The sequence below is a fragment of the Nitrosomonas sp. genome, from assembly GCF_019635155.1.
Taxonomy (GTDB): domain Bacteria; phylum Pseudomonadota; class Gammaproteobacteria; order Burkholderiales; family Nitrosomonadaceae; genus Nitrosomonas.
Genome location: NZ_JAHBZY010000006.1, coordinates 78,861 through 101,615, shown reverse-complemented (window position 1 = coordinate 101,615; position 22,755 = coordinate 78,861). Strand labels below are relative to the sequence as shown.

At 50.9% G+C, this 22,755-nt stretch carries 22 protein-coding genes; 12 read left to right on the top strand and 10 right to left on the bottom strand.

All coding sequences use genetic code 11. From position 1 onward, the window contains the following. Positions 1–11 precede the first annotated feature (11 nt). Positions 12–1,130: a penicillin-binding protein activator gene (locus KF839_RS05965; protein ID WP_292916924.1), complete on the top strand. Its 1,119-nt coding sequence runs from the start codon at positions 12–14 to the stop codon at positions 1,128–1,130. After that, on the top strand, positions 1,117–1,455 hold the full coding sequence (locus tag KF839_RS05960) for a YraN family protein (protein WP_292916923.1): 339 nt from the start codon (positions 1,117–1,119) through the stop codon (positions 1,453–1,455). Before KF839_RS05965 ends, KF839_RS05960 begins: the two co-directional genes overlap by 14 nt. Positions 1,456–1,672: 217 nt before the next feature. On the opposite strand, the gene KF839_RS05955 is transcribed toward KF839_RS05960, so the two are convergent. The 3 genes from KF839_RS05955 to KF839_RS05945 form a co-directional block, all read right to left on the bottom strand. Next, positions 1,673–2,053, bottom strand: coding sequence for a VOC family protein (locus KF839_RS05955; protein ID WP_292916922.1), 381 nt, complete (start codon positions 2,051–2,053; stop codon positions 1,673–1,675). 37 nt (positions 2,054–2,090) lie between these two features. Beyond that, entirely contained in the window at positions 2,091–4,646 is a 2,556-nt protein-coding gene (gene glgP, locus KF839_RS05950) for an alpha-glucan family phosphorylase (protein WP_292916921.1), read from the bottom strand. 81 nt (positions 4,647–4,727) lie between these two features. Then, complete coding sequence (locus KF839_RS05945; RefSeq protein ID WP_292916920.1) at positions 4,728–5,726, bottom strand: glucokinase; 999 nt, start codon at positions 5,724–5,726, stop codon at positions 4,728–4,730. Between the two features lie 160 nt (positions 5,727–5,886). Between KF839_RS05945 and KF839_RS05940 the strand changes: the two genes are divergently transcribed. Genes KF839_RS05940 through KF839_RS05930 form a run of 3 tightly spaced genes read left to right on the top strand, consistent with a single transcriptional unit; the run spans position 5,887 to position 8,904 of the window. Further along, entirely contained in the window at positions 5,887–7,407 is a 1,521-nt protein-coding gene (locus tag KF839_RS05940) for a helicase HerA-like domain-containing protein (protein WP_292916919.1), read from the top strand. Between the two features lie 33 nt (positions 7,408–7,440). Further along, the gene (locus tag KF839_RS05935) at positions 7,441–8,010 is read left to right on the top strand and encodes a Pvc16 family protein (protein ID WP_292916918.1); all 570 of its coding nucleotides are present in this window, start codon (positions 7,441–7,443) and stop codon (positions 8,008–8,010) included. A gap of 33 nt (positions 8,011–8,043) precedes the next feature. Beyond that, positions 8,044–8,904 carry a hypothetical protein gene (locus KF839_RS05930; protein ID WP_292916917.1) on the top strand — a complete coding sequence of 287 codons (861 nt, stop codon included), beginning with the start codon at positions 8,044–8,046 and terminating at the stop codon, positions 8,902–8,904. On the opposite strand, the gene KF839_RS05925 is transcribed toward KF839_RS05930, so the two are convergent. From KF839_RS05925 to KF839_RS05905, 5 genes are read right to left on the bottom strand one after another with little or no spacing between them, the layout of a single operon-like run. Further along, positions 8,901–11,060: an FAD-dependent oxidoreductase gene (locus tag KF839_RS05925; RefSeq protein ID WP_292916916.1), complete on the bottom strand. Its 2,160-nt coding sequence runs from the start codon at positions 11,058–11,060 to the stop codon at positions 8,901–8,903. The two genes, KF839_RS05930 and KF839_RS05925, sit on opposite strands and share 4 nt — an antisense overlap. Continuing rightward, positions 11,061–12,008 (bottom strand): radical SAM protein, encoded by a 948-nt coding sequence (locus KF839_RS05920; protein ID WP_292916915.1) that lies wholly within the window; start codon positions 12,006–12,008, stop codon positions 11,061–11,063. Positions 12,009–12,010: 2 nt separating this feature from the next. Then, the gene (locus KF839_RS05915; protein WP_292916914.1) at positions 12,011–13,057 is read right to left on the bottom strand and encodes a methyltransferase domain-containing protein; all 1,047 of its coding nucleotides are present in this window, start codon (positions 13,055–13,057) and stop codon (positions 12,011–12,013) included. 39 nt (positions 13,058–13,096) lie between these two features. Then, positions 13,097–13,786, bottom strand: coding sequence for a TIGR04283 family arsenosugar biosynthesis glycosyltransferase (locus tag KF839_RS05910; protein WP_292916913.1), 690 nt, complete (start codon positions 13,784–13,786; stop codon positions 13,097–13,099). Then, the gene (locus KF839_RS05905) at positions 13,779–14,468 is read right to left on the bottom strand and encodes a TIGR04282 family arsenosugar biosynthesis glycosyltransferase (RefSeq protein ID WP_292916912.1); all 690 of its coding nucleotides are present in this window, start codon (positions 14,466–14,468) and stop codon (positions 13,779–13,781) included. The genes KF839_RS05910 and KF839_RS05905 overlap by 8 nt, the downstream gene beginning before the upstream one ends. A 228-nt stretch (positions 14,469–14,696) precedes the next feature. Here KF839_RS05905 and ovoA point away from each other — a divergent pair, with 228 nt between their 5' ends. The 7 genes from ovoA to KF839_RS05875 all read left to right on the top strand — a co-directional run bounded on the left by ovoA (position 14,697) and on the right by KF839_RS05875 (position 20,578). Continuing rightward, positions 14,697–16,811: a 5-histidylcysteine sulfoxide synthase gene (gene ovoA / locus KF839_RS05900; protein WP_292916911.1), complete on the top strand. Its 2,115-nt coding sequence runs from the start codon at positions 14,697–14,699 to the stop codon at positions 16,809–16,811. Then, positions 16,808–17,977: a MalY/PatB family protein gene (locus KF839_RS05895; protein WP_292916910.1), complete on the top strand. Its 1,170-nt coding sequence runs from the start codon at positions 16,808–16,810 to the stop codon at positions 17,975–17,977. The genes ovoA and KF839_RS05895 overlap by 4 nt, the downstream gene beginning before the upstream one ends. A gap of 189 nt (positions 17,978–18,166) precedes the next feature. Continuing rightward, the gene (locus KF839_RS05890; RefSeq protein ID WP_292916909.1) at positions 18,167–19,522 is read left to right on the top strand and encodes a GmrSD restriction endonuclease domain-containing protein; all 1,356 of its coding nucleotides are present in this window, start codon (positions 18,167–18,169) and stop codon (positions 19,520–19,522) included. A 63-nt stretch (positions 19,523–19,585) separates the two neighbouring features. Then, positions 19,586–19,693 carry a DUF4160 domain-containing protein gene (locus tag KF839_RS05885; protein WP_292916908.1) on the top strand — a complete coding sequence of 36 codons (108 nt, stop codon included), beginning with the start codon at positions 19,586–19,588 and terminating at the stop codon, positions 19,691–19,693. A 153-nt stretch (positions 19,694–19,846) separates the two neighbouring features. Then, positions 19,847–20,053 (top strand): DUF2442 domain-containing protein, encoded by a 207-nt coding sequence (locus KF839_RS14855; protein ID WP_416362350.1) that lies wholly within the window; start codon positions 19,847–19,849, stop codon positions 20,051–20,053. Between the two features lies 1 nt (position 20,054). Next, positions 20,055–20,258 (top strand): ribbon-helix-helix protein, CopG family, encoded by a 204-nt coding sequence (locus tag KF839_RS05880; protein ID WP_292916907.1) that lies wholly within the window; start codon positions 20,055–20,057, stop codon positions 20,256–20,258. Beyond that, complete coding sequence (locus KF839_RS05875) at positions 20,255–20,578, top strand: type II toxin-antitoxin system RelE family toxin (RefSeq protein ID WP_292916906.1); 324 nt, start codon at positions 20,255–20,257, stop codon at positions 20,576–20,578. Before KF839_RS05880 ends, KF839_RS05875 begins: the two co-directional genes overlap by 4 nt. A 128-nt stretch (positions 20,579–20,706) precedes the next feature. Here the strand turns inward: KF839_RS05875 and KF839_RS05870 are convergent, their stop codons facing one another. Further along, positions 20,707–21,801, bottom strand: a complete 1,095-nt coding sequence (locus KF839_RS05870; RefSeq protein WP_292916905.1) for an ADP-ribosylglycohydrolase family protein — start codon at positions 21,799–21,801, stop codon at positions 20,707–20,709. Between the two features lie 109 nt (positions 21,802–21,910). Further along, positions 21,911–22,729, bottom strand: a complete 819-nt coding sequence (folE2, locus tag KF839_RS05865) for a GTP cyclohydrolase FolE2 (protein ID WP_292916904.1) — start codon at positions 22,727–22,729, stop codon at positions 21,911–21,913. Between the last annotated feature and the right edge of the window lie 26 nt (positions 22,730–22,755).

Here is a 22,755-nt window from a genome sequence, read left to right as displayed (position 1 = left end):
CATTTTCATCCATGGCACGTTTCTTTTCGATTTTCCTGGCATTGCTTCTGGCAATATACGGCAACCAGGCAGTATTGGCCACCGATCAAGAAGACTCACCGCTGTCAGGCATAGCCGCCGGACCCGTGATTGTGTCCCATATTGCGTTGATATTACCGTTGGAATCCCCGGCATTTGCGGGGGCGGCAAATGTCGTTAAAGAAGGGTTTGAAGTCGCCGCACAACGCGGGCAAGGATTACCGCTCACTATCCGGTTATACTCAACCAGCGACGAACCGCTCGATATTCTCATGAATTATCATCATGCGCTCGCTTCCGGTGCGGTATTCGTGGTTGGCCCGCTCACCCGGGACGGTGTTTCCGCCATCGCATCCAGCCAAACTTTGGCGGTTCCGACACTCACATTGAACACGGTTGATACTCATCTAACCTTACCGGAGAATCTTTATCTCTTCGGTTTACAAACAGACACAGAAGCCAATCAAATTGCCGAATTGGCGTTCTTAAGCGGCAGAAATCATGCCATCGTCATCGGAGATGACAGCGCCTTATCCGGACGATTACAAAATGCTTTCATGCAGCGATGGCAAGACGAATACAACCATACTGCACAATCATATCGTTATACCGATAGTTCGGTGCTTCTGCAGCAGCTACGAGACTTAACCGCTGGAGAAGAGCGATTGGTTTTTCTTGCCCTGGATGCGGAAAAATCGCGCATTGTCCGCGCTTATCTCGATCCCGAAGCTCCGGTCTATGCCACTTCACAAATTTTTACCGGTTTCGATAATTTTCTCCTCAATAACGATTTAGAGGGCATTCGATTTCTCGATATGCCATGGCTGTTACAGCCCGATCACCCCGCTGTAATGGCTTACCGCCATACCGGCAACCCCAGAAGTACTGAAATGGAGCGCCTCTATGCCTTGGGTATCGATGCTTTTCGTTTAATGATCAACTTACTGCAAGTACATTCAGCCAATCAGATTACATTAGACGGTGTAACCGGGAACATTCGTTTTAACCCGCCCAATTTATTCGTGCGCGAACCCATCCCGGCGCAATTTAAGCAAGGTAAAGTGCAGCTCATCACGACATCCGGGAATAGCAGCGAAGATGAAAGGCAGTGATGCCGAGAAAATCGCCATTGCTTTTTTGCAGCGGCAACAACTGGTGCTTCTCGCGCAAAATTACCGCTGCCGCTTTGGAGAAATTGACCTGATCATGCGCGACCATGATGCATTGGTGTTTATCGAAGTCCGTATGCGCTCGAATGAAGCATTCGGAGGCGCCGCTGCCAGCATCACACCAATCAAACAAGCCAAATTGCTGCGCACCGCCCGGCATTATCTGGCGCAAATCAACAGTGAACCTCCTTGCCGGTTTGATGCGCTGCTGCTGTCGGGTGATGATGGCAGAAAAATCGAATGGATTAAGAATGCGTTTGGCGAATAATGCGTTTACAACCAGCTCGGATTGAACCGGGATAGTATCAAACCATTACCAGATTCATTCAGATCATTAGCGAACAAGCCGCGCTAACGGGTGTCAGCAAAGCGGACATCAAAGCGATTGTCAAAGCACTGGAACAAAATCGTGCCGGTATCCGCAACAAATAAGAATTCTCCCGCGATAGCAAACCCGCTGCTTGCGGCGGGACCGCTGTTACAAGCTACTTCATAGAATGCAAACCGATCATGTTGCCTTCGGTGTCACGGATCAACGCGATGAACCCATACTGACCGATCGGCATTTTATCCCGCACTATTTCCCCGCCCGAAGAAGTTACACGAGCAGCTTCGATGGCGCAATCGGCGCACGAAAAATAAACCAGCACGCAATTGCCGCCTGACGGTCCATCTGCCATCTTGACCAATGCACCGGATGCGCCCATGGCATTTTCGATCATCGGAAAACTCCAAAGCTCGACGGACATATCCGCAGGCGTCGGTAAGCACTCGAGCTTGATTTGAAAAACCGACTCATAGAATCGTTTAGCCCGCACCATATCCTGCACATAGATTTCAAACCAACCGACTGGATTACGGCTCATCAATGCATCTCCTTGTCTTTAATCTTAAGCCAGGAATTCACAGCCACACCATTAAACCCATTTCCAACGGATGAGTCAGCAGCGAATGATACGGGTATACACGAATAAAATATTCCTGCTTGCCGCACAATTCGGGAGTTAGCTTGAGTTCAAACAAGTGTTCGCCGGAATCCAGCATGCCTGTAAAGGTGAATTGAAAATGTTTGAAATTGCTTAACCGGGTTGTCTTGAACCGTCGGCAAATCAACAGTTCGACCACCACATCGTCGGGAGCCAGATTGTTCAATTTCGCGGCTACCCTGAAACTCAAAGTTTCGTCAAAGCAGATGCGCTCACAAGGCGTATCCAAGCGTCTCAAAGAAACTCCGGTCCAACCCTGTTTTATTTTAGTTTTCCAAGCTGCGATATTCTTCGCGTTTGCATAATCCTGAGCGGCATATAACGTACCTTGACGACTGGCGGGCTTATAAAATTTCGTGACATATTCATCTACCATGCGGGTTGCGTTATAACACGGCAACAACGACAGCATCGAATGCTTCGCCATCTTCACCCATCCAGGCGAATAACCCAGCTTACCGTAGTTGTAATACAAAGGAATCACCTGATCTTGCAGAATCTCATACAAAGCGCGGCTTTCTTCTTTATCCCGCAGAATGCCTTCCATGTCTTGAGGACCCGGCTTGATCGCCCAGCCATTTTTGCCGTCGTAGCCTTCCCCCCACCAACCATCCAGCACACTTAAATTAATCGCGCCGTTGATCCCTGCTTTCATACCGGATGTACCGCTTGCTTCCAACGGATAAATCGGATTGTTAAGCCAGACATCGACACCGGCGACCAGCCGACGGGCTAAGCGCAAATCGTAACCCTCGATCAACAGCAGCCGTCCTTCAAACTCCGGAAAACTGGCAACCTGGCTAATGCGCCGAATTAGGTCCTGCCCCGGCACGTCAGCGGGATGAGCCTTGCCGGCAAAAATCAGCAATACGGGACGATCCTGGTCGAGAATGATTTTCCGTAACCAATCGAGATTCTCAAACAATAACGTGGCGCGCTTATAGGTTGCAAAACGGCGGGCGAATCCAAGCGTCAGTATGTTGGGATTAATCGGATCGACAAATTTCAACAACCGGTCGAGATGCGCCTCCGATCCGCGGTTACGGGTATTCTGATCGGTAATGCGCGAGCGGATGCCGTAAAACATTTGTGACTTTAACGACTGCCGCACGCTCCAGAACAAATGATCGGGAATTGCATCGATCCGCGACCAGTACTCGGTATCGCACATTTTATTGCGCCATTCATAGCCCAAATAACGGTCAAACAAATCCGCCCACTCTTGCGCCAGAAAAGTCGGCACGTGCACGCCATTCGTGACATAAGTTATCGGATTTTCTTCCGGCTCAATTTGCGGCCATAAATCCCGGCAAATATCCGCGGATACGCCCCCGTGTATTTTGCTGACACCATTGTGCGTTCGCGAGCCGTGGATTGCTAACGCAGTCATGTTGAAATCGGCGCTTCCAGGCACATGACCGAGCGCCATGAAATCATCATAAGAAATATTCAGGCTGCGATAAAAGCTATCGAAATAGGATTGCATCATATCCGGGCTAAAATGGTCATGTCCGGCAGGCACGGCGGTATGCGTGGTGAAAACCGTGTTAACCGCCACGCTTTCCAGAGCACTGGCAAAATCCAATCCTTGCTGCACCAGATTATAAATACGCTCCAGGATCATAAACGCCGCGTGCCCCTCGTTGATATGCCATACCGTCGGCTCAATGCCAAGCGCGCGCAGCGTCCGCACGCCTCCCATGCCCAGGATGATCTCTTGTTCGATCCGCATCGTTTTGTCGCCGCCATACAGGTTATGCGTGATATAGCGATCCTGCGGCGAGTTTTCCGGCAAATCGGTATCCAATAGATACAACATGACATGACCGATCCTTGCTTGCCATATTTTGGCAATCACCTTGCGATGCGGTAACGGTACTTCGATGTGAACACTGGAACCATCCGGATGCAACACCGGGTTAACCGGAAGATCCTCAAAATCAGCCAATGTATACGTAACCTGCTGGTTTCCCTGGCTATCGATCGTTTGGAAGAAATAGCCTTGACGATACAGTAAGCCGATCGCTACAAACGGCAAATGCAAATCGCTCGCGGCCTTACAGTGATCGCCCGCCAATATGCCCAAGCCGCCCGAATAAATGGGCAAGCTTTCGTGAAAACCGAATTCAAAACAGAAATAAGCAACTTGATCCTGCGAACCTAATCCATCGGCGCCATTCTGAACAGACGGCGTATCATGATAAGAATCATACGTCGACAGAATACTGTTATACGAAGCCAGAAAAACCCGGTCTTCGGTCGCCCGTATCAAAGCGAATTCGTCGACGCGTTTCAAAAACGCTTTGGGATTGTGGCCGACCGCTTCCCATAAATGCGGATCAAGCCGGGAAAAAAGTGTACGGGTAGCGCGATCCCAGCTATACCAAAGATTATTGGCCAATTCTTCCAGACGCTTAAGCCGGGGTGGAATCTTAGGATTTACAGTGACGGTAAAAGCAGTTCGCGGAAACATTCGAGTTCTCCAAAACTAAAAATAATGATCGGCAATCGTCAAGTTTATCGCATATCGGCAACCAAGCCACCATCGGCTTGATTAACCAGCGCGATTAAGCAAGCGCTGCGCTTCTTGTTGCGCGCCTGACAAACCTGCTTGCGGATTGGTGATGATATGCACCGGAATCTCGCGCAGCAATGCGGAGAATCGTCCTTTAGCGCAAAATGCCCTGATAAAACCGCCCGAACACAGCACGTCGGCAATTTTCGGCGCAATTCCGCCGGCAAGATAAACGCCGCCGCGGCATAACCCGGCGAGCGCCAGATTACCGGCATACGCGCCATAAATCTCAGCAAACAGTTCCAGCGATTGAATCGCCACCGGATGATGATGAATCAGAGCCAGTGACGTAATGGCCGCGCCGCTATCCTCCCCGAGTTCGATCGGGTTCGAATGAAAATTCTCAGCATCGTTTTCTTGCAGAAATTTAAAAATATTTGTCAATCCCGATCCGGATAATATCCGCTCAACCGATACATGACTCAATCGCTGGTGGAGCGCTTCCAATAACTGAATCTGCAGCGAATCAACCGGCGCAAAATCAATATGCCCCGCTTCCGTGGGCAGTGCGTGATAACGGTCATGCAACCAAGCCAGCCAGGCCACTCCCATGCCGGTTCCCGCACCCAACACAACGCGCATGGCCCGCGGGTGCGCTTGCCCGGCTTGCAAAGTCAGCAAATCGCTGGACGGCATATGTTCGATCGCCACGGCAACCGCTTCAAAATCGTTGAGCAGTTTCACCATGGGAATTGAAAATTCCGACGAAAGATCCTCACTGCTAAGCTGCCACGGCAAATTCGTCAGTTTCGCCTGCTGTTCTACAATCGGCCCCGCCACTGCAAAACAAGCCACATGGGGTTGACCGGAAATCCCGGCTTGATTCAGAAAGTCTTTCAGGATTTCGGAGAAGGTTTTAAAGTCCGCGCTATGATAGCGTTGAATCAAGCGCTCCTGGCCGTTGCCTTCGGTTATTTCGACCAATTGCAAAATGGTTTTGGTGCCGCCAATATCACCGCAAATCAGTTTTTTATTCACGCAAATTTTAATCCGACAGTTAATCAAGACGCATTGTTCATCGAACAAAGAATTCTTTCGGACATACAAAATAGCATTTATTTACCGACATGTTTTTATTGTCTTTGCTGAAGTTTGACATACAATTAGTCGCGACAGACAGTATTTTTTAATTGACGAGATGGTAAATTCATTGATCATCGCCGCAACCAATACCGCAGAATTAGCACTTTTACCCGCGATGGCCACGCGGCACGGCTGCATTACCGGCGCAACCGGCACCGGCAAAACCGTGACGCTGCAAAAAATGGCGGAAAGCTTTTCCAGCATCGGCGTACCGGTTTTTATGGCCGACATTAAAGGCGACCTGACAGGCATCAGCAAACCCGGGGTGCTGTCTGACAAACTGAAAACGCGCTTGGAAAAATTGCAACTGGATGAACCAAGCTGGCAAGGCTTTCCGGTAACATTATGGGATGTGCTGCAGGAAAGCGGCCATCCGCTACGCGCGACAATTTCCGATATGGGGCCACTGCTGCTCTCACGCCTGCTGAACTTGAACGAAACACAGGAAGGCGTTCTGACGCTGATTTTCAGAGTAGCCGACGATCAAGGCTTGTTATTGCTCGACTTGAAGGATTTGCGCGCCTTGCTTCAGTTTGCCGGAGATAACGCGGATACGTTTAAAACCCGATACGGCAATGTCTCGCCCGCTTCGATCGGCGCAATCCAGCGAGCCTTGCTGCAAATTGAGGCACAGGGTGGCGATCGATTCTTTGGTGAACCGATGCTCGCTATCGAAGATTTAATGCAAACCATCGATGGCCAAGGCGTCATCAATATCCTGGCCGCTGAAAAATTACTCAATTCGCCACGGCTGTACAGTTGCTTCCTGTTATGGTTGTTATCCGAGTTATACGATCATCTGCCGGAATGCGGCGATCGCGACAAACCCAAGTTGGTATTCTTCTTTGACGAAGCGCATCTGCTTTTCAACATGGCCTCGCCTGCGCTATTGGAAAAAATCGAGCAAGTGGTACGCCTGATCCGTTCAAAAGGAGTCGGTATCTATTTCGTCACGCAAAATCCGCTGGATATCCCGCAAAAAATATTGGCGCAACTCGGTAATCGCATCCAGCATGCATTGCGTGCATTTACACCACGCGATCAAAAAGCGGTCACTATCATCGCCGAAACCATGCGGCCCAATCCGCACTTGAACATCAAACAAGCAATTCTGGAACTCTCCGTCGGTGAAGCGTTAGTCTCGTTTCTCGATACCGGCGGCACACCGGCTATCACGCAGCGCGCTTTCATATTGCCGCCTGTCAGCCAGATCGGTCCCATCTCAACGCAAGAACGCGTACAATTGATGCAATCCTCGCTTGTAGCCGGTGTGTATGAGCAAGCCGTTGACCGGGAAAGCGCCTTTGAATTGTTGCAAAAACGAGCCGGTATCGGGCATCCTGCTGCCGATTCGCCTGGAACCACGGATTCGCAGGATTCGAAGAACTCTGCAACCAATACCTTTTGGCCCGATCTGAGCGATCTATTATTGGGATCAACCGGCAAACGCGGCGGGCGGCGGGAAGGAATGATCGACGCATTCGCAAAAAGCGCCGCCCGTTCCGTCGGCTCATCAATCGCACGTGAAATCACTCGCGGCTTACTTGGCTCGATGCTCGGACGAAAACGGCGCTAACCCTTTTCCATTCACTTATTACCGCGCTCCTCTATGATCAACCTCACCGTACAACTACTCGCAACGCAATTGAATCAACACTTTCGCCGTATTTACAACCTCAACGAAGATGTGGTGGTGGTATCCAATTTGCTGGAACTGGATGGCACCGTCGCCACCAATGTCAGCAACAAACTGGTCATTTTTCTGGTCAATATCGAGAAGGATGCGGTTCCGTTCCGCAATGTCAACCTCCACGAAGTCGGCGATCGCGAGGTACAAAACAGCCTACCGCTCTATTTCAACATCTACTTGATGATGACGGCCAATTTCACCGGTAACAACTATCCTGAAGCATTAAAATTCCTGTCCAGCACCATCAGTTTTTTTCAGAAAAACCACGTGATCAATCAGCAATCGGTGCCTGAACTGGATTCACGTATCGAAAAACTGATTCTGGATATCGAGAATCTTTCCATTCAGGACTTAAGCAATTTGTGGGGCGCCCTGGGCGGCAAATATCTCCCTTCGATTGTCTATCGCGTCCGCATGGTTGCTTTCGACGCCGAGGATATCGTGGGCCGCACCGCGGTTGTTGGCGAACCGAAACCGCTGGTTAAATAATCGTGACGTAAAAATTTATGGATTGATCAGACTATGGGTGCTTACCGTCCGCTCTTCAGTATCACCATTGAACATGACTATTTCTCAGGTCACGGCTGCAAAATGCTCGAATTCGTTCCCACCGGCCCCTGCACCGCGTCGCTGCGCAATGCAGGTCTGCTGCTCAAATCTTCCGAAAGCGGTGTAGCGGTCTATTTTGACCATGACACTATCGATATTCTGCGCCTTCATGCCGCCGACAACCTGACATTGACTTTCAAGGTTTTTTCCAAGGACCCCAACTTCCTGCGCTATACGGTACCGGGCGCACCACCCGATCAATCGATACTTTTTTTCGATAACCGGATAATCACGCCGGATGCAGCAGGTAAACAATTGCTGCATCGTGGCACAAACGTTGCGGAAGATTCATGGATGGACATGGCGATCGATCCGTTGGCAAGCATTCTGGATCGTAAAGATCTGTTCGTAAAGCCGGTGTTCATCGTGCAAATGAATATTGATGCCAATGCGCAAGGATTGTGCTCCGATCAAGTGGATGAAGCCGCGCGTAAATTTTTCATCCGTTTCGGCGCCAACCGGACGTTCTGGAATTATTATATTCTCGGCGAACTGTCCAAACGCGCAATCTACATCACCGACTTGGATAACACCGTGCAATTCAAATCCATCGGCAACGTCACATTGCCGGGGCAACGCGAAGCACTTGTGCTGCAATCGTCCGCCGCCATTCCGATGCAAGAGCACTCGCGCCATCGCTTGCAACTCAGAGAATCCGGAAACATGGGCGACAAAGTGCTGATCAAGCGCCTGCCGAATGCCAGCATCGAGCAGACCTTCAGCGAGATCGTCGATGGCAAGATGGAAAATGTATCGGAAATTTTTGTAAACTAAGAATCAACCGGGATCGCAGCTTTTCCCCGCCGCCGCGCATGATACCGTTCCAGCCATTTCAGCAACCGTTGCGGCGCATGCGCACGCTTCCAAGCACCAGCTGCGTATTTATTCGCTTCCGGCCAGGTCGGATAAGCATGAATGGTGCTCAGTATCTTGTTTAAACCCAATCCATGCTTCATTGCCAGCACAAATTCCGCCAGTAAATCGCTGGCATGCCTGCTGACGATACTGACACCGAGAATGCGATCGCTGCCCGGTATGGTCAGTACTTTGACAAAACCATACGCGGCTTCATCAGCGATGGCGCGATCCAATTCCGAGAGATCAAAATGCGTTACTTCGTAGGCAATATGCCGCGCTTGCGCTTCCTTTTCCGACAAACCGGCGCGTGCGACTTCCGGATCGGTGAAAGTCACCCATGGAATCACGGAATAATCAACCTTGAAGCGTTTGATCGAACCGAACAACGCATTCACCGAGGCGTACCACGCCTGATGCGCGGCGGTGTGCGTGAACTGGTAAGGCCCGGCGGCATCACCGCATACGACAATATTGGGATAAACAGTCTGCAACCAACCATTGGTTTCGATTGTGCGCTGTGGGGAAATCGCAATGCCGAGCTGCTCCAGGCCGAAACCTTCGGTACGCGCAACCCGGCCAACCGCGCACAATAATGCGTCAAACGGCAATTTCATTTCCTCGCCGTCTTGCTTGCGTACCGTCAAGAATTGTTCGTCGCCCTGCTGCACGCAGCACACCGTCTCGGTATGCGTCAGCAGAGTTACGCCATCGGCTTGTAATGCCGTTTTAACCAGCGCCACGGCATCGGCATCTTCACGCGGCAACAAATCGCTGCGGATAATCTGCGTGACATTGCAGTCCAGCCGCGCGAAAGCCTGCGCCAATTCGCAACCGACCGGACCACCGCCGAGTACGATTAATCGCTGCGGCCGCTCGGTCAATGCCCAGATGGTATCGGAAGTGTAGTAACGTATGGCTTGCAACCCGGGAATATCCGGCACCAGCGGACGCGCGCCGGTAGCAATGACGATCGCACGCGTGGTCAGCGTTTGACCGTTCACTTCCACCGCCCACGGCGATACGATGGTTGCATTGCCGTGCAACACTTCCACGCCGAGATTAGTGTAACGCTCCACTGAATCATGGGGCTCGACAGTTTTGACGACACGTTGCACCCGCGCCATTACCTCCGCAAAGTCATAAGTCATACCGGCTTGTTGAATTCCCAGCGAAGCGGCGTTTCTTGCTTGCTGCAGAAATGTAGCGGTACGAATCAGCGCTTTAGACGGCACGCAACCGTAATTGAGGCAGTCGCCACCCATTTTATGACGTTCGATCAATGTCACCTTGGCGCGCACCGCAGCGGCAACATAGGCACTGACCAACCCTGCGGCGCCGGCGCCGATCACCACCAAATTCCGGTCAAACTGCACGGGCTTAGGCCAACGCGCATACAACCGGCGGGTTTTAACCAACTCGATACCCCAGCGCGCCAGCCATGGAAACAACGCCAGCAACGTAAATGACATGATCATCATCGGCGACATCACATCCGACAATTGGTTGATGGCTGCCAATTGCGTACCCGCATTCACATACACGACGGTTCCGGCGAACATACCGATCAAACTGACCCAGAAATAAGTGATGCTGGGCAAAACGGTCAACCCCATCAGCAGATTGATCAGAAAGAATGGAAAAACCGGCGCCAGCCGCAGAGAAAATAAATAGAATATGCCATCGCGTTCCAAGCCCTTGTTGATCGTTGCCAAGCGGTCGCCGAAACGCCGCTGCACGGCATCGCGCAACAAATACCGCGCCATCCAGAACGCCAATGTGGCGCCAATGGTGGCCGAGATTAGAACCACCGGCACTCCGATCCATACGCCGAACAAGGCGCCACCGGCCAGACTCAGCACCGCTGCTCCGGGAAACGACAAGGCCGCCATCGCAATATAGATAACTGAGAAGCTACCGATTATCGCAAACGGATCGTCCCGATACGCCTGCTGCAAGATTTCACGGTGTTCTGCAAGCATTTGCAGCGTGAAGAAGCGCCCCCCATCGAAAATAAAAAACAAACCGGTCAGTAAGCCCAGAAGAATCAGCGCCCACCCACGGTGTCCCATCATTCAACGTTTCATTTCACTGCAAGTCGCGCCGAACTGAAAACAGCTATAGCAGCGGTGATGTTTCATACTGACCGGTACTTGCAGGCTTTGCGCCAGTGTTTCCCCTAACGCGTAATCGGCATCGTCGTCGACCAGCGTGCACGCATACACCTTACATTTCCCGCTGTTTTTCACCACCATACGGCTGAAAGCGCACATAAATCCGCGGCGCGTTTTTTCAGTCTGGTAATCAACCATGCAACTTTGGGTGATCTGCGGCGCGGTGACCGTGATACCCGGCGGATAAAATTCGGGAAACTCCATGCGCGGCAGATCCGACGGCAAACCGGCGCCGCGAAAAACCTCCGCAAAACATTTCGCAACTTTCGACGCCGGCATCCCGGCAATCCTCTGACTCGCGACCGATACGCCGAAACCCATGGCATGCAATGCGTTCAATCCATCCAGCGCCATTGAAAACATTCCTTCCCCGCGATTTTTATCATGCTGTTCCGCCAAAAAATGATCGAGACTGATGCGAAAATGCAACGGTTGCGGACATTCGAGCAAAGCATGCAATTGCGGCAAGCGCTTTATCAAGGGTTCGGTGGCGTTGGTCAATACCATGCAGGGCCGATGCCGCAGCGCATAATCCAGGATGCGAATCAAATCTTTGTTTACAAACGGTTCGCCGCCGGTAAAGGAAAACTGCCTGATGCCCAGCGTCAAAGCTTCGTCGATATAAGGCCTGGCATCGTCAAAACGCATCAATTGCAAGCGGTCGTCGCCGGGCTTGGAGCCCTCCAGGCAAAAAGGGCACGATAAATTACAGGCCGTACCGGTATGAAACCACAGTTCTTCCAATACATGAGCGCGAATAAAACCGCGCGGCTTTTCATCGGCCGTTACATACCAGGACTTGGAACGCGAAGGCTGACCGCCGCCAACCGGAAAATCGGTCGCTTCCATATTCAGCAACACCCGCCTTTCTGTTCTTCCGTCACGGCTTCGTTAAATGGGATGCCCATGCCGCAACCGGGAAAAATACCAAAATGCCGGTCGAAATCTCCGTAAAAATCAAAATGCTTAATAAAGCGCGTATCGTGCAGCATGCGCCAGGTATTGCCGCACACCGGAAATTGTCGACCGGTTTCGATAAGATGATGTTTATCCAACCGGAAAGCATGCGCGTGATGCGGAATGGTGCCGTGATACACCACGGATTGCCCGTGATCTTCACAAGCCAATTCCAGATCCCGCAGTTTAAACAATCGATAAGTCGCTGAATAAAAGTTGATATTTCCAGTCCGTTCAATCAGTGCCGGATTATCGATCGTGATCGGGCGGTCATCGACCAAGCGCGGATCAGTAAAACCACTGCTGCGCGCCAATTGCAAAAAATCGTTCCAGTACAATGCACCGCTCAGACATTCGCCATATAACACCGGGTCGCGCATCAATTCCACCGGAATACGGCGGTCGCTATAAACATCGGAAAAATATAATTCACCGCCCGGCTTCAGCACCCGGAACGCTTCGCGCAATACCGCCGCTTTATCCGTTGCCAGATTGATGACGCAATTCGATACGATCAAGTCCACACTGGCATCGGCCAGCTCAAGTTCGTCCAGGCGTTCGATATCGCCATGCAGAAAACAAACGTTACCGCGCTTATAACCGAATGCTTTTTGATGAAACTTCTCGTGCCGGTGCGCAATCACCAATTGCTCTTCGGTCATATCCACCCCGATCACTTGCCCCTTTTCCCCAACCAATTGCGACAGCACGTATACATCGCGTCCCGCACCGCAACCTAGATCGAGAATCGTCAATCCTTCCAGCAGCTCCGGCAGCACCAAGCCACAACCGTAATAGCGCATCCGCACTTCGACATGCACCCGCGCCAGCAACGGTTTAACAAAATGCGGCAGAGCGTCATCGGTGCAACACGCGTTGGTCTGCAAATCCCGGTTGTCTTTCAGTGTTTCGCTATAATATTTTTGCACCACTTCCCGCATGATGATCCTTTCAATTGAGCATTTTCATCATTATGTCATTCACAAGTCATTTTTAGAATGATAATGTGCGACTAAATCCTGCGGCGCCGCTCCTCTCATGAATTTCAATGCCAACAGGCGATTATTCAGACTGCGCCGCCACCAGCCATCCCGTTGCCAGCGGCGCGAATCGACAAAAATCGGCTCCGGCAACGCTGCAAATGGACCTAACCGCCGCGCTGCGCGTACTAGAGGCGCTTCCTCAAACAACGGCCACGGTGCATGACCGCCCACCTGGCGATAAACCGACCGCAGCATGAAAATTCCTTGATCACCGTAGGGTACGCCAAAACGGCAGCGCAGCGCAATTGCCGGTTCCAGAACCCAAGCCGGCCAAGCGCGCGGACTGGCAAAACGGAAGCGGAAATAACCGCCGATCGCGCCGCGTTGAATCGCCATTGTCATCGCCAACAATGGATCGGCTGATAGCTGCGCATCGGCGTGCAGAAACCATAGCACATCACCCTGAGCTTGCGCCGCACCGATACCAAGTTGCAGTCCACGACACGGCTCGCTTAGCAACCGAGCGGCTGCCGCTTGCTCGCAAAGCTGCGCACAACGGCGACTGCCCGCCGCATCGACAACAATGATTTCACCGGGTTGATGCGGTAACCGCCGCAATTGCTCCAGCAAACGCGCCAATGGCTCCTCATCGCGGTAGCACGGGATCACGACGCTGAATTTAAGCATCACGACCATCCCGATTTGAAAGAATGCCGTTTACCTGCAGCAGCAATGCGCGTCGCGCGGGCCGCGGATCCTGCCGCAACGAAGTTGCCAGCCTCACAACATCGCACCATTCGTCAACATCGGAACCGTGACCAATCGCGCTTACCGAATTCCCCGCCTGCCGGCAAAGCCCGATCAACGATTCTCCCAACCGATTCGAGCTCCATGGCAAATTTGATAAATCCGGCCAAGGCCGGCGATTCGCCATCAACACCACGCCGCCATCAGCTGCAGGAATCAACGCCACATCCGTGTGCTGCAATGCATCCCGGGCCATTGCATAATCGTCTGCAAGCAACCCCGGCGCATCGCTGCCGATAAAAAACAAATGTTGCATGCCTTGCAACCGCAGCGTTTGATCCAATGCGTTCAACCGTTGCCCAAGATTTCCCGCTATTTGCGGCACGATTGTCACTCTTGAAGCATGAGGAATCGATAACGAACGCGCCCAATCCGAATCCTCCGCATGCGCAGGTGCAATTACCACCGGCCCCGGCCAATCGGCCGCATCTTCCAATGCGCACATCAGTAGCGCTTCCGCGATCTGATACGTTTTTTTCCGCCCCAGTTTCGCGGCCAGTCGTTGCTTGCCAACGCCAGGTGCAGGCCGCTTACAGACCAAAACGAGCGTCACTTCATTCATGACGGATACTTGCAATTTAGAAAAATGTCATTAAACTAAAAAACGGTTAATTACTTTAAACATCGCCTATTTCCTTCAAAACAGCATGGTTTTATCAGCTTTCTCACCGATTATGCTGCATTCCGGTCAGTAAAAGCGACTTTTGTCCCGATTGGGTATCGCCTGAAAAATGCATGGCGTTATAATACCGGTCAAACTAATGAAAGAAGAACTGTCAAAAATTACTATATGCCACAACCTTTATTCCAAAGAACACCTTTGCTAGATGGCGACGACATCAACCTCAAACGTGAAGAAATCCGCAGTTATTTCCATACCACGCTGGATCGCTACGAGCAACTTTTTGAAACATTGCGCACTGACGAAGCGTACTATAAAAAATCCATTTCGCTACGTCACCCGCTGATTTTTTATCTGGGCCACACCGCGACTTTTTTCGTCAACAAGCTGATTCTCGCCGGGTTGATCAGTGAGCGCATCAATCCGCGATTGGAATCGATTTTCGCCGTCGGTGTCGATGAAATGAGCTGGGACGATCTCGACAGCACGCATTACGATTGGCCGACAGTCGGCGAAGTACGCGCTTATCGCAATGCCATGCGCGCCGCGGTCGACAAACTGATTACCGTGATGCCGCTGGCTTTACCGATCACCTGGGAGAGTTCTTGGTGGCCGATTGTGATGGGTATCGAGCACGAGCGCATTCACTTGGAAACCTCGTCGGTATTGATCCGACAGCATGCCTTGCATTTCGTGCAACCGCACCCCGATTGGCAGCCGTGCCGGAAATCCGGCGCCGCACCGCAGAATTCACTGGTGCCGGTTGCCGCTGGAACGGTTACACTGCATAAAACCAAAACCAATCAGCAGCATTACGGCTGGGATAACGAATACGGCCTGCACACCGCCGACGTCGCCGCTTTTCAGGCAAGCAAATATTTAGTCAGCAATCAGGAATTTCTGGCGTTCGTCGAAGCCGGCGGCTACCGCAGCGACAGCTATTGGCTGGAAGAAGGTCGCTCGTGGCGGCAATTCACGCAAGCCGAGCACCCGGCGTTTTGGGTTAAAAAAGGTGATGACTGGTTGTTGCGTTTGATGACGGAAGAAGTACCGATGCCGTGGGATTGGCCGGTGGAAGTCAATTACCATGAAGCGAAAGCATTTTGTAATTGGAAAGCCGCAACCACCAAGCAGCCGGTCAGGCTGCCGACCGAGGACGAATGGTACCGATTGTACGATGTTGCAGGGCTTTGCGAAGTGCCGTTCGAGCGCAAAGCGACCGGCAATCTTCATCTGGATTATTATGCATCGAGCTGTCCGGTCACTGAGTTTGCGCACGGCGAGTTTTTTGATATCGTCGGTAATGCCTGGCAATGGACCGAAACACCGACATATCCATTCGAAGGCTTCGACGTGCACCCGTTGTACGATGACTTCACCACGCCGACGTTCGACAACCAGCATAATCTGATCAAAGGCGGTTCGTGGATCGCCTGCGGCAACGAATCGATCCGCAGCTCACGCTACGCGTTCCGCCGACATTTCTTCCAGCACGCCGGTTTCCGCTATGTGGTTTCGGACGCTCCGGCGACATTGCCAAGTTCCAATTACGAAACCGACAAATTACTGTCGGAATACGCCGAATTTCACTACGGCGACACTTATTTCGACGTGCCGAATTTCTCCAAAGCGCTGGCGGAAATCGCCATCGCCGCGATGGGCGACCGGCCTAAACGCACCGCATTGGATTTGGGCTGCGCCTCCGGCCGCTCGACCTTCGAGCTGGCGAGAGTGTTCGATCACGTCACCGGCGTCGATTTCTCCGCGCGCTTTATCGGCCAAGGCGTGCAACTGGCGCAGCAAGGTATCCTGCGCTACACCCTGACCGACGAAGGCGAGCTGGTGTCGTACAAGGAACGCACGCTGAGCAATCTGGGATTGGATCACGTCAAGAACAAGGTCGAGTTTTTCCAGGGCGACGCCTGCAATCTGAAGCCGATCTTCACCGGCTACGACCTGATTCTCGCCGCTAACCTGATCGACCGCTTGTACGATCCGGCCAAATTGCTCAACAGCATCCACACCCGCATCAATCTCGGAGGATTGTTGATGATCACGTCGCCGTATACTTGGCTCACCGAACACACCAAAAAAGAAGCGTGGATCGGCGGCTTCAAGCGCGACGGCGAGAATTTCACCACGCTCGACGGCTTGAAAGAAATGCTCGGCAAGCACTTCCGCTTGATTCAAGGTCCGCAAGCGGTGCCGTTCGTGATCCGCGAAACCAAGCGCAAATTCCAGCACACGCTGGCGGAAGTCACGATCTGGGAGCGCATCGCTTGAACGACGCGTTCGATTTCGACCGGGAAATCGATCGCACAGGCACGCACAGCGTCAAATACGACAACCGCCTTGCAGTATTTGGCAAGGCCGACGTCATCCCCGCGTGGGTAGCGGACATGGACTTCGCCACCCCGCCCGCCGTCACGCACGCGCTGACCGAGCGTGCGCAGCACCCGATCTACGGCTACACATTGTTTCCCGATAGCCTGTTCGACGCGCTGATCAATTGGCTGCAACGGCGGCATGGCTGGACTGTGCAACGCGAATGGATCGTAATGTGCCCCGGCGTGGTGCCATCGATCAACGCCGCCGTGATGGCGCTGACGCAACCGGGTGACGCCATCATCATACAGCCGCCGGTGTATTTCCCGTTTTTCTCCGCCGCCACGCAAACCGGCCGCGAGCTGATCCAAAACCCGCTGCGGCTCAACAGCGGCCGCTACACCATCGACTTCGACCACCTGGAACACTGCGCCCGGCAAGCCAAATTCCTGCTGCTGTGTTCGCCGCACAACCCGGTCGGACGCGTGTGGTCGCCGGATGAACTGGAACGGTTGCTGCAACTCGCCGCAAAGCACGATCTGGTGGTTTTCTCCGACGAAATCCACCACGACCTGCTCTATCCCGGCCAGCAACACCACGTGCTCGCCGCGCGGGCAACCGATCAACACGCCGTCATCACCGCCGTCGCACCGAGCAAAACCTTCAACATCCCAGGGCTGAATCTGTCAGCGTTAATCATTCCCGACAAAACGATGCGCAACGCCATCAATCAGGTTTTCAACAGCCTGCACGTCAGCGCCTCTAACCCGTTCAGCGTCACCGCCTTCGAAGCCGCCTACCGCGGCGGCGAAGCCTGGCTGGAAGCGCTACGTAGCTATCTGCACGACACCCGCGATGCCGTCGAATCGTATCTCGCTGAGCACTTACCGGAAATCAAAGTCATCCCAGCCGAAGGCACCTACCTGCTCTGGCTCGACTGCCGCGCGATGAACCTGACCGACGCCGAACTCAAGCACTTCTTCATCCATGAAGCCGGTGTCGGCCTGAATCCGGGCGTGCAATTCGGCCAGGAAGGCAGCGGGTTTATGCGGGTGAATATTGGAGCACCGAGGAAAACGGTGTTACGGGTGTTGGAAAATATCAAACGGGCTATGCGTCGATAACATCATGCCACCCAGCTTGTGGAACTAAATGAGTTTAATATGATGATAATCAGGCAGATAAATTTGGTAAATATATTCATAAAGAGGGGGATACAATGAACATCACCGTATTAGATTTCATTGATCACACAATTGATTACGTCATTTCGGACGTCTAATTCTAGTTAACTCACCAAAAATGGAGATCATATGAAGCCGGAAGATGGAATCGACTCTGAATTCGACTACGAAGACGAAGCTGCAAACAATGATGTAGATGCATTAGATGAAGGTGAGCTCAATCCAGCAGCATCCCCATACAAGAAAGTCGTGCTTGATAAAGCTGATAGGAGTCTTTCTGAGCTTCATAGGTGGTATAAGTCAGGTCGGATTATTATCGATCCCGAGTGGCAAAGAAACTATGTTTGGGATATATCAAGAGCATCAAAACTCATTGAGTCATTTTTGTTAGATATCCCTGTTCCTGTCGTCTATCTTGCTAAGACAGACTCAGGAAAATATGAAGTGATAGACGGTCTTCAGAGATTGACTTCAGTTTTTAACTTTTTTGATAACAAATACAAACTACAAAAACTTGACCTTCTTAATGAGTACAAAGGGAAATCTTATCAGGATCTTCCAAATGAAATTCAAAATAAACTGGAAGATTCTATATTGCGTTCATTTGAGCTTTCAGATAGCCACGGAGATATTCATTTTGTTGTCTTCGAAAGACTTAACACCGGTGGAATTAAGCTCAATGACATGGAAATAAGAAACTGTCTTTACAGAGGGTCGCTGAACTCTCTCATAAAAGACTTGGGCAGGAACGAGAATTTCAAGAGGGCCGTAAATCAGAAGAATTTTGAAAAGCGTATGCAAGACAGAGCCTTGATTCTAAGGTTCTTAGCTTTCTATGAGCGAACACATCTTAAATGCGCCTCTGGATTAAAGCGATTTTTGAACGAGTTTCTTGACACCTATAAAGATGCCAACGATGAAAAAATTGAGGAGTATCGTAAAATCTTTGAAAAATGCATGAAAGCATGTTTGACTGTATTTGGGGAAAACTCATTCAGACTGAAAAGTGACATTGCGAAACCTGGAAAATTTAGCTCAGGTGAGTGGGCCACAAGACCAAATGCAGCAATTTTTCAAGTCATAGCAACTTCGTTCTGCAGGTATGATCTTGGGCAAGTCACCCAGAAAGCGGATGGCATATATGAGTCATACTTGGATTTGATAAATAGTGATCCTGTTTGGGTTGATAGAGTTCGACGAGCAACAGGTGAATCGACCAGACTAAAGTATGTTTTTGATACATGGTTTAAAAGACTTGATGAAATAATGGAAGACAGTGAACCTCAGGATGTAAAAAGAGCTTTCTCTCGACAACTCAAAAAGGAAATGTTTGAAGCAAACCCAACTTGCTCAATCTGCGGGAACAAAATATCTCTTATTGATGATGCAACAATAGATCACGACAATAGATACTGGCTCGGTGGCAAAACTATACCTGAGAATGCAAATCTCACTCACCGATTATGCAACCTAAAAAAGGGCTAACAAGACGTTGCACTCGGACGGTAATTAATGCCTACTTCTATGTTTTATGGGATTCTTATCCTAATGTACTTTTACGACAACAAGAAACAGAACATCCCGCATGTCCATGCCGAGTACGGTGACTACCAAGCTACGATTGCGATTGAAGATGGTGCGCATCCGCAAAAATGAAATTGGTATAAGCCTGGATTGAAATTCACCGGGATGAGTTGATGGCGGATTGGAAGCTGGCGATCTTGGACGAACCGTTGTTTAAAATCGAACCGTTGCGATAGAAAAACCATGGACAAAATCACAAAAGCTGTTCCCTTGTAAGATTACCGGATTGAGATTTTGACGAGCAGCGGGGTTTCCGGGATTTTTGATGTAAAACCCTATTTGAATGGCAACGCTTTCGAGGAACTCGCAAATGAATCATATTTTCGCGGGGTCCACCCGGCACATCATAGCATCGCTTGGCCGCACGGACAGGACTTCAGCGCCGATACGATTATCTGGAATATTCAAAATCAATTGGAGTTGAGAACCTGAAATGCGCCAGATATCAGTAAAATTACCGGGTGAATTGATCGCTGCACTGGATGAAGAAGCCGCAAAATTGCATCGCGCGCGTGTCGATGTGATCAGAGAGGCTGTCGAATATTATCTCGGCGATTTTGAAGCTATTTCCCGTGCCGCAGAAGTTTTGTGCGATCCGGCTGATCCGGTATTGGATTGGGAATACCGCAAAGCATGAGTTACTCCGTCAGCATTAAGCAGAGCGCGCTTAAGTCATTAAAAAACATAACCTATGCGGATCGGATTCGCATTATCGAAGCAATTGATCAACTCAAAACAAACCCGGCAGCGGTGGCGTGCTCAAAGAGAATATCCAGACTACGCCGTATTCGCATCGGTTTGTATTGCGTTGTATACGAAGTGCATGATGCACAATTGACGGTATTGGTTATTCGCATCGGCCATCACCGCGATGGTTTATCGATAAATTCCTTTATGCGCACGAGAATCTCAATATGGCAAATCGAAGCAACACATAAATCTGAGAAAGAAATTTAAGGCATCAATTCTGATGCCCTGGTCTGAAGCTTAATCTATCATCTCAGTACTGACCTGGTCAGTACCTTGCACAAATGGAAATATCAAACCCATAATCGGTTACCACATATCGCAACCGGACAAAAACCCTAATTTCCGGTTATTATGCTATCCATCTGCGCAGCAAGGTTCTTAGCAAGATTTACAAGTGATTCGGAGTCTTCCAGTCCATCGAGAAATCGCTGAGGAATACCGGCCAAACCCACCTGGGCGCCAACCAGTGCACCGGTGAGAATCGCACGCGCTTGATTCTGGCCTCCGCCATTGACGGCATGCAGTACCGCGGATTCAAAATCGTTCCGGAAACGAGCGGCAAGATAATACGCGGCGGGCAGTTGATGATAAATGGCGCACGGCATGCCGTAAACGATCGACACTTTCCAAGCCGGTTCAATACGAATATCCGCATCCGCTGCCGCTTGCGCCATATAAGACGGTGTCAGCAATGCATCCGGCGATGCAAAACGCCCGGCGCGCGGTGGATCGGGATCGCCCGGGCGCGGCGGGTGCAAATCGTCGAAGGTTACGGCATGAAAGGGAAGTTTCCCGGTTTTCACCAGTTTCATCAATTTTCCGGACAATGCCGTATCCAAAGCATGCCCTTGCAACAGCATACTCAATACGGCGGCATAAGCCACTGTCATGGAAATCACCGTATCGTCGATTTGCGTCAAGCGGGTATTGTTCGCCACCGCGATAGCGAGTTCCGCCGGTTGAAATGCATAACGAACAGCAATCGCCAACGTACGTTCGATGGCCTCAGTGGTGTCCGCATGCCCTCCGGTCTTGCTCCACGGCAATTTCTGCTCTACCCGGCAGCGCCACGCATGACGAATCGATTGACTGGTATAACCGCCCGGCCCGCCCATCGGAGTACCATCGAGTAACGGAAACAGTTCTTCATCCAGCCGGCGGCAAAAATCGGCTTCATTGTATTCACCGCGTTCAACGAGGGAACGCACCATGTGTGTGAGAATGATGCCTGACTGAGAGAGTTGGCCCGCTTTGCGTCCGCTGTGGTAGCGCCCCGGTTTGGGATCGGTATAGGTGGTGATCCATTCCCCGTAATCACGCCGTAGTTCGGCGAGATCGTAATACCAATGAGGACCGAGCCCCAAAGCGTCGCCGATAAAAGCACCCATAATGGTACCCGCGGCACGTTCTTGAATGATCGTATGTGACATGACGCACCTCCTGAGTTATCAAATGTTAGTCAGGACGTTGCCGGAAGTGAGCTCGAATTGTTTTCCCGGAGACTCAGTTTTATGAGACGGCAAGCAATATGAACTACTATTACTTAGGAATTCGTTTGTAAGCGCTCTTATCGTTCTCAATCAACGCATACGCCGAATGATTATGAATCGACTCGAAATTTTCCGATTCGACCACATAAGCATCGACGCGGTCATCGTGATTGAGCATCTCAGCAATGTCTCTGACGATATCTTCAACGAACTTGGGATTGTCGTACGCCCGCTCGGTTACATACTTTTCGTCAGGGCGTTTCAGCAAGCCGTACAGCTCACAGGAAGCATTCATTTCGGCAATACGGATAATGTCTTCGATCCACACAAAACTGTTGGTGCGTACCGAAATCGTCACATGCGAGCGCTGGTTATGCGCACCGTAATCGGATATTTTCTTCGAACACGGACAAAGGCTGGTAACCGGAACGACCACTTTCATGGTGAACAGGTATTCATTATTTTTAATTTCACCGATAAAGGTCACTTCATAATCCAGCAAGCTTTTTACTTTCGAGACAGGCGCCGATTTATTGATGAAATAAGGAAACGTCATTTCAATATGACCGGAGTCCGTTTCCAATCGCTCGATCATTTCCCGCAAAATCAATTGAAAAGACTCCACTGATATTTCCCGTTCGTGACCGTTTAGAATCTCGACAAAACGGGACATGTGCGTTCCCTTGAAGTTATGCGGCAAATTCACATACATGTTAAAAACCGCGATGGTATGTTGCACACCGTCGCTTTTATCCGCCACAATCACAGGATGCCGTATGGCTTTGATCCCCACCCGGTCAATTGCAATACGCCGGGTATCGGGTGAGCTTTGTACATCGGCAATCGGCAAATCTATTTCTTTATTCATGTTTATCTCCTGTACGACAAGACCGG

What these genes read in the sequence shown, in the direction of transcription:
- KF839_RS05965 (WP_292916924.1), top strand. Translation starts at nt 12, where the DNA reads ATGGCACGTTTCTTTTCGATTTTCCTGGCATTGCTTCTGGCAATATAC.
- KF839_RS05940 (WP_292916919.1), top strand. Translation starts at nt 5,887, where the DNA reads ATGGTAAATTCATTGATCATCGCCGCAACCAATACCGCAGAATTAGCA.
- KF839_RS05915 (WP_292916914.1), bottom strand. Translation starts at nt 13,057, where the DNA reads ATGCGGGAAGTGGTGCAAAAATATTATAGCGAAACACTGAAAGACAAC.
- KF839_RS05910 (WP_292916913.1), bottom strand. Translation starts at nt 13,786, where the DNA reads ATGCTTAAATTCAGCGTCGTGATCCCGTGCTACCGCGATGAGGAGCCA.
- KF839_RS05955 (WP_292916922.1), bottom strand. Translation starts at nt 2,053, where the DNA reads ATGAGCCGTAATCCAGTCGGTTGGTTTGAAATCTATGTGCAGGATATG.
- KF839_RS05920 (WP_292916915.1), bottom strand. Translation starts at nt 12,008, where the DNA reads ATGGAAGCGACCGATTTTCCGGTTGGCGGCGGTCAGCCTTCGCGTTCC.
- KF839_RS05925 (WP_292916916.1), bottom strand. Translation starts at nt 11,060, where the DNA reads ATGATGGGACACCGTGGGTGGGCGCTGATTCTTCTGGGCTTACTGACC.
- folE2 (WP_292916904.1), bottom strand. Translation starts at nt 22,729, where the DNA reads ATGAATAAAGAAATAGATTTGCCGATTGCCGATGTACAAAGCTCACCC.
- KF839_RS05930 (WP_292916917.1), top strand. Translation starts at nt 8,044, where the DNA reads ATGGGTGCTTACCGTCCGCTCTTCAGTATCACCATTGAACATGACTAT.
- KF839_RS05875 (WP_292916906.1), top strand. Translation starts at nt 20,255, where the DNA reads ATGAGTTACTCCGTCAGCATTAAGCAGAGCGCGCTTAAGTCATTAAAA.
- ovoA (WP_292916911.1), top strand. Translation starts at nt 14,697, where the DNA reads ATGCCACAACCTTTATTCCAAAGAACACCTTTGCTAGATGGCGACGAC.
- KF839_RS05905 (WP_292916912.1), bottom strand. Translation starts at nt 14,468, where the DNA reads ATGAATGAAGTGACGCTCGTTTTGGTCTGTAAGCGGCCTGCACCTGGC.
- KF839_RS05935 (WP_292916918.1), top strand. Translation starts at nt 7,441, where the DNA reads ATGATCAACCTCACCGTACAACTACTCGCAACGCAATTGAATCAACAC.
- glgP (WP_292916921.1), bottom strand. Translation starts at nt 4,646, where the DNA reads ATGTTTCCGCGAACTGCTTTTACCGTCACTGTAAATCCTAAGATTCCA.
- KF839_RS05870 (WP_292916905.1), bottom strand. Translation starts at nt 21,801, where the DNA reads ATGTCACATACGATCATTCAAGAACGTGCCGCGGGTACCATTATGGGT.
- KF839_RS05885 (WP_292916908.1), top strand. Translation starts at nt 19,586, where the DNA reads ATGTACTTTTACGACAACAAGAAACAGAACATCCCGCATGTCCATGCC.
- KF839_RS05960 (WP_292916923.1), top strand. Translation starts at nt 1,117, where the DNA reads ATGAAAGGCAGTGATGCCGAGAAAATCGCCATTGCTTTTTTGCAGCGG.
- KF839_RS05890 (WP_292916909.1), top strand. Translation starts at nt 18,167, where the DNA reads ATGAAGCCGGAAGATGGAATCGACTCTGAATTCGACTACGAAGACGAA.
- KF839_RS05880 (WP_292916907.1), top strand. Translation starts at nt 20,055, where the DNA reads ATGCGCCAGATATCAGTAAAATTACCGGGTGAATTGATCGCTGCACTG.